Annotated in this window: 13 protein-coding genes; 6 read left to right on the plus strand and 7 right to left on the minus strand. The window is 68.8% G+C overall.

Annotated features, from left to right (window positions below):
- A partial coding sequence (locus A8G18_RS11475; protein WP_064063985.1) for an MFS transporter occupies positions 1 to 947 on the minus strand: 947 nt, incomplete at its 3' end.
- Between the two features lie 301 nt (positions 948 to 1,248).
- Here A8G18_RS11475 and A8G18_RS11480 point away from each other — a divergent pair.
- On the plus strand, positions 1,249 to 1,866 hold the full coding sequence (locus tag A8G18_RS11480; protein ID WP_051017507.1) for a YqgE/AlgH family protein: 618 nt from the start codon (positions 1,249 to 1,251) through the stop codon (positions 1,864 to 1,866).
- Positions 1,867 to 1,872: 6 nt separating this feature from the next.
- Here the strand turns inward: A8G18_RS11480 and A8G18_RS11485 are convergent, their stop codons facing one another.
- Together A8G18_RS11485 and A8G18_RS11490 are read right to left on the minus strand one after the other, a co-directional pair.
- Positions 1,873 to 2,829, minus strand: a complete 957-nt coding sequence (locus A8G18_RS11485) for a DUF1648 domain-containing protein (RefSeq protein ID WP_064063977.1) — start codon at positions 2,827 to 2,829, stop codon at positions 1,873 to 1,875.
- A gap of 9 nt (positions 2,830 to 2,838) precedes the next feature.
- On the minus strand, positions 2,839 to 3,993 hold the full coding sequence (locus tag A8G18_RS11490) for a LuxR family transcriptional regulator (protein WP_064063978.1): 1,155 nt from the start codon (positions 3,991 to 3,993) through the stop codon (positions 2,839 to 2,841).
- A gap of 99 nt (positions 3,994 to 4,092) precedes the next feature.
- Here A8G18_RS11490 and A8G18_RS11495 point away from each other — a divergent pair, with 99 nt between their 5' ends.
- Positions 4,093 to 4,527 (plus strand): hemerythrin domain-containing protein, encoded by a 435-nt coding sequence (locus A8G18_RS11495; RefSeq protein ID WP_245207849.1) that lies wholly within the window; start codon positions 4,093 to 4,095, stop codon positions 4,525 to 4,527.
- Positions 4,524 to 4,745: a hypothetical protein gene (locus A8G18_RS23385; protein ID WP_245207850.1), complete on the plus strand. Its 222-nt coding sequence runs from the start codon at positions 4,524 to 4,526 to the stop codon at positions 4,743 to 4,745. The genes A8G18_RS11495 and A8G18_RS23385 overlap by 4 nt, the downstream gene beginning before the upstream one ends.
- A 9-nt stretch (positions 4,746 to 4,754) precedes the next feature.
- On the opposite strand, the gene A8G18_RS11500 is transcribed toward A8G18_RS23385, so the two are convergent.
- On the minus strand, positions 4,755 to 5,159 hold the full coding sequence (locus A8G18_RS11500; protein WP_064063979.1) for an SdpI family protein: 405 nt from the start codon (positions 5,157 to 5,159) through the stop codon (positions 4,755 to 4,757).
- 96 nt (positions 5,160 to 5,255) lie between these two features.
- Between A8G18_RS11500 and leuS the strand changes: the two genes are divergently transcribed.
- On the plus strand, positions 5,256 to 8,123 hold the full coding sequence (leuS, locus tag A8G18_RS11505; RefSeq protein ID WP_064063980.1) for a leucine--tRNA ligase: 2,868 nt from the start codon (positions 5,256 to 5,258) through the stop codon (positions 8,121 to 8,123).
- Positions 8,124 to 8,192: 69 nt separating this feature from the next.
- Here leuS and A8G18_RS11510 read toward each other — a convergent pair whose 3' ends face one another.
- The 3 genes from A8G18_RS11510 to A8G18_RS11520 form a co-directional block, all read right to left on the minus strand.
- The gene (locus A8G18_RS11510; protein ID WP_064063981.1) at positions 8,193 to 8,852 is read right to left on the minus strand and encodes a hypothetical protein; all 660 of its coding nucleotides are present in this window, start codon (positions 8,850 to 8,852) and stop codon (positions 8,193 to 8,195) included.
- Between the two features lie 61 nt (positions 8,853 to 8,913).
- The gene (locus A8G18_RS11515; RefSeq protein WP_064063982.1) at positions 8,914 to 9,516 is read right to left on the minus strand and encodes a hypothetical protein; all 603 of its coding nucleotides are present in this window, start codon (positions 9,514 to 9,516) and stop codon (positions 8,914 to 8,916) included.
- Between the two features lie 71 nt (positions 9,517 to 9,587).
- On the minus strand, positions 9,588 to 10,415 hold the full coding sequence (locus A8G18_RS11520; RefSeq protein ID WP_064063983.1) for an alpha/beta hydrolase: 828 nt from the start codon (positions 10,413 to 10,415) through the stop codon (positions 9,588 to 9,590).
- A 147-nt stretch (positions 10,416 to 10,562) separates the two neighbouring features.
- Here A8G18_RS11520 and A8G18_RS11525 point away from each other — a divergent pair, with 147 nt between their 5' ends.
- Complete coding sequence (locus A8G18_RS11525) at positions 10,563 to 10,946, plus strand: nuclear transport factor 2 family protein (RefSeq protein WP_064063984.1); 384 nt, start codon at positions 10,563 to 10,565, stop codon at positions 10,944 to 10,946.
- Positions 10,947 to 11,216: 270 nt separating this feature from the next.
- Positions 11,217 to 11,735: DUF6777 domain-containing protein (locus A8G18_RS11530; protein ID WP_342435204.1), on the plus strand; the 519-nt coding region annotated here is incomplete at its 3' end.

Raw genomic sequence — 11,735 nt, forward strand, 5'->3', positions numbered from 1 at the left:
ATCGTTGCGAGTCCCGCTGCGAGGAGCATGCCGGCGGCGGTGCAGGCGACCGCGACACCGAATCCGGAGAAGCCCGTCAGCAGATCGGAGCCGCTGTCCCCGGCCGGAGCACCGGAGTTGCCGCCCGCGGCGCGCAGTACGAGCACCATGATGAGTGTGTCGATGCCGAACACGATGCGGTGCGCGCCGATTCCGAGCATCGCGACGGTGACACCCGGCGCGTCGAGCACGGCACGCGCACCGGTCCGCAGACCCGACAGGACGGTGCGGATCACCGTCCGGGGTCGTATTCCCTCGGGGCCGAGCGCATTCGCGGCGAATCCGGATGCGGCGACCGCTCCGACGATCGAACCGCTCACGCCGAGAAGGACGGCCGTGCCCGAGCCGGTGTCTCCCGCACCCACGAATCCGATGGTCGCGACCGCCACGGCGGCCCCGACCGCCGAGACACCCGAACCGACCGTGGCCAGAACGGAATTGACAGGGACGAGCCATGATCGGGACGCCACATGCGGGAGTGAGGCCGATACACCGGCCAGGACGAATCTGCTCACGCCGACGGCGGCGAGCGCGAGCAGCATGAGCGGGATCTGCGGTCCTCCGAGGAGCAGGACGGCCGCGGCCGCCGCGATGAACACTCCGCGCAGCAGAGCGGCCCACACGAGGACGAGACGTCGGTCCCATCGGTCGAGCAGGGCGCCGGCGAACGGGCCGATCACCGAGTACGGCAACAGCAGCACCGCGAAGCCGGCCGCGATGGCGACGGGGTCGGTGTGACGTTCCGGGTTGAACAGGATCGCCCCGCCGAGTGCGGCCTGGAACAGTCCGTCGCCGAACTGGCTCGCGAAGCGCACCACCGTCAGACGGGCGAGGCCCGGTGAGTGCCGCAGGGCGATCGCGGTCGATCGCCACGCCCGCTGCCTCGACGGCTGCCCGGAGTCTCGCACGAGTACGACACTATCGGCTCCGCGCGGGCAGGCCTCGTTCGGCAATTCGGTGTCCGGTTGCACCGCCTCGCCGAGTGCACCACCGCGCCCGGTATCCGTGCGGTCCCTCACCGTCCGGATTCCGTACCGGCACGCGGCATCCGGGCATGGTCGTCGTTGTTCGGAGTCGTGGGTTCCGAGGTCTTCGGGCAGTACGGACCCGACACTTCTCCGGACCGCGGGGTCCTGTTCGAGCATCATCTCGCCCTGTGGCCACATACCGTCGGGTTCCGCCCCACGCGCCGGTGACGGCGGTGACAGAATGGCTGACGTGGCGCAACATCAGGACGAACCCGAGGATCGCACCGCACCCTCGACACCCAGGGTGCGGGCGGGCAGCCTGCTGGTCTCCGCCACCGACCTCACCGAGCCGACCTTCCGCCGCACCGTCGTCTACATCATCGAGCACACCGATGCGGGTAGCTTCGGCGTCGTCCTGAACCGCATCAGCGACACCTCGGTCGACGCCATGCTGCCGCAGTGGTCGTGGCTCGCCACCGAACCGAAGTCCCTGTTCGTCGGTGGTCCCGTCCACCGCAGTTCCGCACTGTGTCTCGGCACCTTGCGGGTGGGGGCCGACATCACCGACGTGCCGGGTATCCGCCACGTCGACGGCCGCGTCGCGATGATCGACCTCGACGCCGATCCCGGGCACATCGCCCACTACGTCGAGGGCGTGCGGATCTTCGCGGGCTATGCGGGATGGAGTGCCGGTCAGCTCGACGGCGAACTGCGCAACGACGACTGGATGGTGGTCTCGGCACTGCCCGGCGACGTGCTCGCGCCCGCGCATCTCGACCTGTGGGCGAGGGTGTTGCGGCGCCAGCCGCTGCCGATGGCTCTGCTCGCGACCCACCCCATCGAGGTCGAGCGCAACTGAGCTCCGTCAGCGGGCATCGGCGAGGGTGTTGAGCGCGCCGGCCATCTCCTCGGCCCTCGCTGCGGTCACGGTCAACTCGTATCCCGAGGCCGTGGTCACCACGACGGCGGGTCCGGTGCGGGTGACCAGGCCGTACCGCTTGCCACCCTTGGCGCGTAGTCCCCAGCCACCCCAGTCCTGGAAGGGCCGGGTCTCGGTGACCTTCGCGCCGACGATCTCGTCGAGGTCGTAGCCGAGCGCGTCGGTCGCCAGGTTCGACACCCGGATCCCGTCCGCGTCGACCACCACGGTGTAGCGCAGCAGACCCAGGACGAGCAGAACGACGGGGGCGATCAGGCCCAGGGGCCACCAGCTCTGCACAGCGGCACACACGATGAACGCCGGGATCAGGACGAGCAGCGACAGTGCCGCCGTCGTGCCCGCACCGGTACCCACCTGTTCGACGATCGGCAGGTCGGCCCGGCCGCGCGGCAGTGCCGGATCCGGAGCGGCGGTCGCCGCCTTCCGTTCCCGGCCGTCGCGCAGGCGCCGACCGCCGAACCAGCCCACCGCGATACCCGCCCACATTCCGAATACCGCGGGCCACCCTTCCAGCGGTGCCCGCGTGGCGTCGGTCGTGTCGAGCTGTCCCGTGAGACCGGCGAGGAACAGTGTGGTGATCGTGCCGGTCACGCCGAGACCGATCGCGAGCATGTAGCGGCGCATGAGCAGCTGCGCCTGCGCGAGCGCGGCGATCGCACAGCAGCCACCCCCGACGAGCACGATCAGCAGGGCGGCGGTCCACGCCGAGGTCATGGGCGAGCCGAACGAGTCGGGGGTCGTGCCCGACCAGTGCGTCGCGATCTCACCGGGCAATCGTGGGAGCCACGAGCGGGTGAATACGAGCACGGCCACGGCGCACAGCACCGGAACGGCCAGTCCGAGCAGCACCCCCACAGGGTCGATCCGACGCGTCGTCGTCATGGGGTCAGCCTAGGGGTGGGCCTCCACCGCTGCCGTCTTCGTTCCGTTCTCGTCGAACCATCCGTCGGGGCGCAGGTCCGCACCGAACCGGGGCATGTATTCGGTACACGCGAGTCGCGAGACGAGGGTGCGACGGCTGTTCACGCCGGTCTTGGTGAAGATGTTCTTCAGATGGTCCTGCACCGTGTACGGGCTGATGAACAACCGGCTCGCGATCTCGTTGCGCGACCGTCCGGCGAGAACTTCGACGAGTACTTCCGATTCGCGTGGCGTGAGGCCGTGGGCGGCGGTGACCAGGGCGACGATCTCGGGTAGACGTGCCCGCTCGAAGGTCATGACGACGCGGCCGGTCTCGTCGAAGATCGCCGCGCGCAGTACGAGCCATTCGCCGTCGAGGGTGCGAACACGCACATCCGCGGGCACGGGTCGTGTTCTGCGGACCTGGCGGGCGATCACGTGCGCCGGGCCGGGGCGCCCCCGAGCGGGACTCTCCCAGCCGAGGCGTTCGAAGAATATCGTCGCTGCGGCAGTGACGGAATCGAATTCGCCGTCCGCCCCGATCACCACCACGGCCGGGCCCGAGCATCCGCAGGCGGTGCTCTCGGCGTCCGTGCTCCGTGTTCGTGCGGATGCGTGCCGGATCAACGTGGTGCGGAATCCGTTCGCGATGTCGTCGAGAACGTCGTCGAGCATCGCGAGTTCGGCGTCGGAGAAACCTCGGCCCGGCCCGCGGAGCAGATCACCGACACCCCAGCATCTACGGTCTCCGTCCCGGAAGACCAGTTGCACTTCGTGTCCCATGCCCAGATGCGACACGAGTTCGAGATAACGCCTGTTGTCGTATCCCGGTCCGCGGCCGGAGGGTTCTCCGATCCGCCGTACTCCGGACCGGTGCTGCATGAGCGCGTAGAGACTGTCCGGATCGAGGTCCGGACCGTACTCGAACTCGATCGACAACCGGAGTACCTCGGCGGGGTCGTCGAGGCCGCGGGTGGTGAAGCCGGTGGGAACCCCGACGGCCGGGTCCACGGGCGCGACACAACCACCGTCGTACGGAACGAAAGCGCCGAGCACATCCATCACGAACTCGCGGAACTGCGCCCCGTCCGCAGCTGCGGACGCTGCGTCATGGATGCCTGCTCTCAACCGCTGCGCAGAGCGCATGCCTCGAAGTATCCCCCTCGAATGTGGGATTGAGAACACCTCGCGAGGTGGCGAGGCTCGTAGCACGGGGAGATTCATCCGAAAGTCGAGGTGCCCGTCATGACCACCGCTCACGCCACCCCGTTGTCCGCCGAGGACCTGGAGGTCGTGCATCTGATCCACGCCGCTCTACGCCGGGACACCGAACGTCTCGCCGACTTCGCACAGAAGTGGCGGACCGCGGACCCCGGCACGCACGATGCGCTGCTCCTCGGCTGGCACGGCTTCAGCACCGAACTGCACACGCACCATTCCATCGAAGACGTCTACGTCTGGCCGTTCATGCGGCCGCGGCTCGCCGACGATGCGGGGGCGATGGAGGTGCTCGATGCGATGGAGGCCGAACATTCCGTGATCGATCCGGCGCTGGCGGAGATCGAGAACGCGCTCGACGACCGGGAGACGGCGACCGAGCGGCTCGGCGGTCTGCTCGACGGTCTCGTGACGTCGCTGGGTGCTCACCCGCGCATGAGGAGCGTGACGCCTTCCCCTTGATCGAACGGTCCTTCACCAAGGAGGAATGGCACGACCTCTCGATGCGTGCGTTCGAGCAGCTGGACAAGGACGAGGTCTCCGAACTGCTGCCGTACATCTTCGAGGGGGCACCGAAGGACCGCGTGTCCGTCGTGCTGAAGAGCCTCCCGGTACCGGTGCGGGTGCTCAACCGGTTCTGGTGGACCCCGCGTTACGCGCGGGCACGCCGCTGGGAGTGAACAGCCCGGTCAGGCGGTCGGCTCGCACGCCCCGCGCAGGCTGCACGCGCCGCACGAGGTACCGCAGCCGGCCGTCTCCTCCGGCTTCGTCGCTGCGGCGACCCGCGCTGCGACGGATCCACCGGCACCGGCGGTGATCAGGGAGGCCACCACGGTGACGACCACCGCGATGATCCCGGCAACGGTGGGCAGGGTCAGCGACGCGACTGCACCGACGGCGAGCAGCACCGCAGAACCCAGCATGCTGGGTGCGGCGACCTTGTTGGCCAGCGCGAACGCGGCGTCGTCGCGCAGCGCCTCCGGGGTGCGCACACCGGCCCAGCGGTTGCGCGGCAGTTTGCCGGTCAGTGCCGCGACACCCACCGCGCCGACGACGAGAGCGAGCACGAAGAGCAGGACAGCGACGATGAGCACCCGACCAGGATACGCGTCGGGCGGTGCCACCGGTCTGCGCGGGTGGGGGCACGTTCTACCCTGGTGGGAGCCCTCACACGCCCGGCCGAGTAGATAGTGATCCCCGTGACCCGTCCCGAACAGACCTCCCAGCCCGAACCCGGCAGCACGCCGCAGCATCGGTACACCGCCGAACTCGCGGGGCGGATCGAGCAGCGCTGGCAGGAGCTGTGGCGCGAGCGCGGCACCTTCCACGCCCCCAATCCGGTGGGCGATCTCGCCGGCGACGTGCCCGCCGACAAGCTGTTCGTGCAGGACATGTTCCCGTATCCGTCGGGCTCGGGTCTGCATGTGGGCCATCCGCTCGGCTACATCGCCACCGACGTGTACGCCCGGTTCCACCGCATGCAGGGCCGCAACGTGCTGCACACCCTCGGCTACGACGCCTTCGGTCTGCCGGCCGAGCAGTACGCCGTTCAGACGGGCACGCATCCGCGCACGACCACCGAGGCCAACATCACGAACATGAAGCGTCAGCTCGGCCGCCTCGGGCTCGGGCACGACGACCGCCGCTCGGTCGCGACGACCGACGTCGACTTCTACCGCTGGACGCAGTGGATCTTCCTGACGATCTACAACGCCTGGTACGACCGCGAGGCCGGCCGCGCCCGCCGCATCTCCGAACTCGAAGCCGAGTTCGCGGACGGCACCCGCAGCCTCGGCGACGGCCGTGACTGGGCGTCGCTGTCGGAGGACGAGCGCGCCGCCGTGATCGACTCCTACCGTCTGGTGTACCGCTCGGATTCGCTCGTCAACTGGTGCCCGGGTCTGGGCACGGTGCTCGCCAACGAGGAGGTCACCGCCGACGGCCGCTCCGAGCGCGGCAACTTCCCCGTCTTCCGGAAGAACCTGCGGCAGTGGATGATGCGGATCACCGCCTACTCCGACCGCCTCATCGACGATCTCGAGCACCTCGACTGGCCCGAGAAGGTCAAGTCGATGCAGCGCAACTGGATCGGGCGCTCGCACGGCGCTCAGGTGAAGTTCGCTGTCGCCGACCACGATTCGGCGATCGAGGTGTTCACCACCCGGCCCGACACCCTGTTCGGGGCCAGTTACGTGACCCTCGCTCCCGAGCACGAGCTCGTCGACCGGATCGCCGGTACGTCGTGGCCCGAGGGCGTGGACGAGCGGTGGACCGGCGGCGCGGCCGATCCCGTCGCCGCCGTCGCGGCCTACCGCGCGTCGATCGCCGCGAAGTCCGACCTCGAGCGTCAGGAGTCGAAGGAGAAGACCGGTGTCTTCCTCGGCGCCTACGCCGTGAACCCGGTCAACGGCGAGAAGCTGCCGATCTTCATCGCCGACTACGTCCTCACCGGCTACGGCACCGGCGCGATCATGGCCGTGCCCGCCCACGACCAGCGCGACTGGGAGTTCGCGACCGCTTTCGGTCTGCCGATCCGCGAGGTCATCTCCGGGGGCGACGTCACCGCCGAGGCCTACACCGGCGACGGTGTGCTGGTGAACTCCGGCCTGCTCGACGGTCTCGACGTCGCCGAGGCGAAGAAGACGATCGTCGCGAAGCTCGAGGCGGACGGCGCCGGTCGCGGCACCATCCAGTACAAGCTGCGCGACTGGCTGTTCGCGCGGCAGCGGTACTGGGGCGAGCCGTTCCCGATCGTCTACGACGAGCAGGGACGTGCGCACCCGCTGCCCGAATCCGCTCTGCCGGTGGAACTTCCCGAGGTGGAGGACTACGCGCCGGTCTCCTTCGATCCGGACGACGCCGACTCCGAGCCGTCCCCGCCGCTCGCGAAGGCCACCGACTGGGTGAACGTCGAACTCGACCTCGGCGACGGCCTGCAGCGCTACACGCGCGACACGAACGTCATGCCGCAGTGGGCCGGCAGTTCGTGGTACCAACTGCGTTACATCGACCCCACCAACTCGGATGCCTTCTGCGACAAGGAGAACGAGGCCTACTGGACAGGCCCCCGGCCGGACGTGCACGGCCCGAACGATCCGGGCGGTGTCGACCTGTACGTCGGCGGCGTCGAGCACGCGGTGCTGCACCTGCTGTACGCGCGGTTCTGGCACAAGGTGCTCTTCGACCTCGGCTACGTCACCTCCTCGGAGCCCTACCGGCGCCTGTTCAACCAGGGCTACATCCAGGCCTACGCCTACACCGACTCGCGCGGTGTGTACGTGCCGGCCGACGAGGTCGTCGAACGCGACGGCACGTTCTACTGGACGGGCCCGGACGGTGAGCAGGAAGTCGCCCGCGAGTACGGGAAGATGGGCAAGTCGCTCAAGAACTCGGTCGGTCCCGACCGGATCTGCGACGACTACGGTGCCGACACCCTGCGCGTCTACGAGATGTCGATGGGCCCGCTCGACCAGTCGCGCCCGTGGGCGACCAAGGACGTCGTCGGTGCGCAGCGGTTCCTGCAGCGTGCGTGGCGTCTGGTCGTCGACGAGGAGAGCGGCGACCTGCGCGTCACCGACGAGACCCCGGGCGACGACACTCTGCGGGCGCTCAACAAAGCGGTGGCAGGTGTGTCCGACGATTACGCCCACCTGCGCGACAACACGGCGATCGCCAAGCTGATCGAATACACGAACCACCTGACCAAGCAGTACCCCTCGGGTGCTCCGCGCGGTGCCGTCGAACCGCTCGTGCTGATGCTCGCGCCGGTCGCCCCGCACCTCGCCGAGGAGTTGTGGTCGCGACTCGGACACACGGAATCGCTCGCGCACGGCCCGTTCCCGGTCGCCGACGAGAAGTGGCTCGTCGAGGACAGCGTCGAGTACCCGATCCAGGTCAACGGCAAGGTGCGCAGCCGCATCACCGTCCCGGCCGATGCCGCTCCGGATGCGATCGAGGCGGCCGCGCTCGCCGATGAGAAGATCACCGAACTGCTCGGCGGTGCCGCACCGCGCAAGGTGATCGTGGTTCCCGGCAAGATGGTCAATGTCGTGAAGTAGCAAATTCTTCCGACGGACGAGACCCCGGTGCACAGGGAGCACCGGGGTCTCGTCGATTCACAGCCGGGATCAGGGGTGCTTGTGCTCGATCTTCTCGAACTCGGCGACCTCGCCCGCATCGTGTGCGCGCTCCTCCGCTTCCTTCGCCTCGAGCTGCTTGGCGACGGCCTCCTTGAGGGAGACCTTGGCGGGCTCGGCGGCCTCCTGCTCGGCCTTGCGGATCCGCTCCTCGTCCTTCTTCTTCGCGGTCTCGGCGGCCCGGCGCTTCGCGGCGGCCTCCTGGTCGGCCTTCGCGGTCTCGGCGGCCTTCTTCTGCTCGGCCTCCTTCTCCGCCTGCTTCGCGCGTTCCTGCGCACGCTCCCGGGCCTGCCGGACTTCGTTCTCGCGGTCGCGTCGCGCGGCTTCCTGCTCGGCAGCGGCACGTTCACGCGTTCGACGGAGTTCGGCGTCTGCCGCGCGCTTCTCGGCAGCGGCCTGCGCGTCGAGTTTCTCCGCGCGCTTCACCGCGTCGGCGCGTTCGGTGGCGAGCGCCCCGCGCGTGGCGATCTCCCGATCGTCGAGCACGCTGCCGACGATGCCGTCCAGCATGCCCAGTCCCCGCTCGTACATCAGCCGTGGCGGGGCGTCGGTGGGCAGGAACCGCAACTGCTGCTCGATCAATCCCAACGGGAAACGGGCGATCTTGTACTGCAATCGCAGAACACTCTTGGGCAGGGTGGTGAGGTTCATGGGCGCATCTCCAACTTCGGTGGGGGTACAGCTCCGGTAGGGAATGTCGGTGGTGGGTTCGTCAGCGATCCCGCTCGTCGGTGTCCTGCTCGGTCAGGGCGTGATCGAGGGCTTCGGCCTTGCGCCGTTCCTGTTCGGCCTGGAGACGGGCACGTTCGGCGTCGTGGGAGGCAGCGCGGTGGTCGTCCTGTGCCGCCGAGACCTCCGCAGCGGCATCCATGGCCTGGGCGTTCTCCTCGCGACGTGCCTGCGCTTCCGCAGCCGTGGCCTCGCGGGCGGCGTCGGACTGCTCCCGGACCACATTCTCCTGGTGTTCGAGTTCGGCGGCCTGCTTGCGGATCTGTGCCTCCCGCTCGGCCTGCGACTGCGCCACCTCGGTCCGGTGCTGCACGGCTTCGCGTTCCTGCTGTCCGGCTCGGCGCACGGCGTCGAGTTGTTCCACGGCCTCGTCGCTCTCGGCCTCCGCCATGTGGGAGAGGGTGTCGGCCTTCCTGGTCTGCCGCGCCTGCTCCTGCTCGAGACGGCCTTCGGTGGTGAGGGAATCGTTGCCGGTCAGGGCTCCGGCGACCTCCTTCGCCTTGCCGACCACGGTCTGCTTCAACCCGAGGCGTGCCTTGTCGGATGCACCGGGGCGAGCCCTGTCGGATGCGTTGTCTTCGGCCATGGATCATCTCCTTCCGTACGGGACACGAAGGGGACGGCCCCGTGAGAAGGGGTAGCCCGCCGCGCCGGGCTTCAATCCTCGAGAGACTCGAGAGGGTGGATGTGTGTGCCGACGAAGTCGACGACATCGCCCAGGACCTCGTCGCGGTTGGTCTCGTTGAAGATCTCGTGCCGCGCCTCGGGATAGGTCTTCGACGACGACCCGCGGCCTGCGAACGACGACCATCCGGTCGCGCTGCCGTCCAGGGGAACGAGCCGGTCGTCCTCGCCGTGCAGCCACAGCACGGGCACGTCGTCGACGGCGCCACCGGCGGCGATGGTGTCGAGACAGCTCTTCAGCGCCTGCACGGTGGTGCGCTTGAACGGCCCGTGCCAGACGAGCGGGTCGGCCACGTACGCGCGGCCCACCTCGGGGTCGCGGGAGAGGGTCGACGGATCGATGGGGGTGTCCGGGATCTCCTCTGCCGCGAGCAGTGCGTCGACGGCCGCCCAGCTGCCGAGCACCGGACCGGACAGGACGACGGCCGCCAGCTCCGAGCCGTATCTCTGGGCGTATCGGGCGGCGATCATGCCGCCCATCGAGTGCCCGATGAGCACGACCGGCACGTCGGGATGTTCGCGTCGCGCCGTGAGATCGAGCAGCCGGAAGTCGTCGACCACCTTCTCGAAGTCGTCGATCAGTACGCGTTCGCCGTCGCTGAGGCCGTGACCGACGTGGTCCATCGCGTAGACGGCGGCTCCGTCGGCGACGAGGCGCGTGGCCACGTATTCGTAGCGTCCGCAGTGCTCGCCGTAGCCGTGGCACACCAGTGCCACGTAGCGCGGGGTCTCGCCGACCCAGTTCCGCGCTGCGAGAGCGCCGGCGTGTCCGTCGAGGGTGAAGGCGACAGCGTCGATCATCGGGTCTCCGATCGTTCCGGTTGATGGCGATGTCATCGTCCTCCGGCGCGGGGTCCTCCGAGTGGGAATCGCGAGTGCATCCGCAGATCCGCGTCGCTATCGTCGAATTGAAACGTGTTCCGGATTCGACCGAGCGAAGGGGACCTCATGGCAGCGAGCAGGGACGCGATCCGTACCACCGTCGAGAACTACGTCAAGGCTGTCGCCACGGGCACCGTGGACGACGTGCTCACCCTGTATGCGGCGGGCGCCACGGTCGAGGATCCGGTCGGCACGCCCGTTCGCACCACCGAGGACGAGATCCGCGAGTTCTACAAAGTGGTCGAACCGCTCACGCAGACCGCTGGAGTGATCACCCTCAAGATCGCGGAGAACAACGCGGCCTTCGTGTTCCGCCTGGTCACGCACCTGGGTGAGCAGGATCTCGTGATGGAGGTCGTCGACGTGATGACCTTCGACGACGACGCGAAGATCACGAGCATGAGGGCGTTCTGGAGCCAGGAGGACATGCAGAGCGTCCCCGCTTCCTGACGGGAGGCCGCATCGTCGAAGTCGACGGTTTCACGTGGAACATCGACGATCGAGGCGAGGGCCCGCGGTCGCCGATGTGTCACGGATTCCCCGGCCTCGCTCCCCGATCGACGAGGGGCGCACCTGCTCGAAGGAGCACGGCATTTCGTGCAGATGGAGCGCCGCCACGAGGTGAACGAACTGCTCGTACACGTCGTCTCCGGCATCGCGATACCGACGAGAACCGCCGAACAACCCTTTCGCCGACGATCATCGACCTAGCATGGCGGCGTGACCAGCGACACGATTCGTGGACTCGGGCTGGCACTCGCACTGACGGCACTGGTGGCGGGTGCCTGCTCGTCGGGCGGTTCGGTCGATACGTCGACGCCGGTACACCTGCAGGTCGCCACCGCGCAGGACGATCCGTGGACGCCGCGGCTCGTGCCGCCGCAGGTGCCGGTCGCGGTGCCGCCCCCTCCCCCGGAGGCGGTCGAGGCCGGCGGCGACCCCGTCACCGCTGTCTCCGGAACGCCGGCGGTCCCGGGTGATCGCACCGCGCTCTACGGGGGAAGTCTCGACCGGCCCCTGTGCGACCGCGAAGCGCTCATCGTTCACCTCGAGGAGGATCCGGCCAAGGCCGAAGCGTGGCGCGGTGTCCTGGACGTCGCCGATGTCCGCGGCTACACCGACACCCTCACCGCGGTCCTGTTGCGCGCCGACACCCGGGTCACCATGTACGAATACCGCGACGGTGCCGCGCGCCCCGTGCAGTCGCTGCTCGGCGAGCGCGGCACCGTGCTCGTCGAC

The sequence above is a fragment of the Rhodococcus gordoniae genome (genome assembly GCF_001646655.1).
Taxonomy (GTDB): domain Bacteria; phylum Actinomycetota; class Actinomycetes; order Mycobacteriales; family Mycobacteriaceae; genus Rhodococcus; species Rhodococcus gordoniae.

Bases quoted from the DNA above. Each gene is read 5' to 3' on its own strand.
- A8G18_RS11525 (WP_064063984.1), top strand. From the start codon at position 10,563: ATGGCAGCGAGCAGGGACGCGATCCGTACCACCGTCGAGAACTACGTC.
- A8G18_RS11520 (WP_064063983.1), bottom strand. From the start codon at position 10,415: ATGATCGACGCTGTCGCCTTCACCCTCGACGGACACGCCGGCGCTCTC.
- A8G18_RS11495 (WP_245207849.1), top strand. From the start codon at position 4,093: ATGACCACCGCTCACGCCACCCCGTTGTCCGCCGAGGACCTGGAGGTC.
- A8G18_RS11515 (WP_064063982.1), bottom strand. From the start codon at position 9,516: ATGGCCGAAGACAACGCATCCGACAGGGCTCGCCCCGGTGCATCCGAC.
- A8G18_RS11490 (WP_064063978.1), bottom strand. From the start codon at position 3,993: ATGCGCTCTGCGCAGCGGTTGAGAGCAGGCATCCATGACGCAGCGTCC.
- A8G18_RS11485 (WP_064063977.1), bottom strand. From the start codon at position 2,829: ATGACGACGACGCGTCGGATCGACCCTGTGGGGGTGCTGCTCGGACTG.
- A8G18_RS11510 (WP_064063981.1), bottom strand. From the start codon at position 8,852: ATGAACCTCACCACCCTGCCCAAGAGTGTTCTGCGATTGCAGTACAAG.
- A8G18_RS11480 (WP_051017507.1), top strand. From the start codon at position 1,249: ATGGCTGACGTGGCGCAACATCAGGACGAACCCGAGGATCGCACCGCA.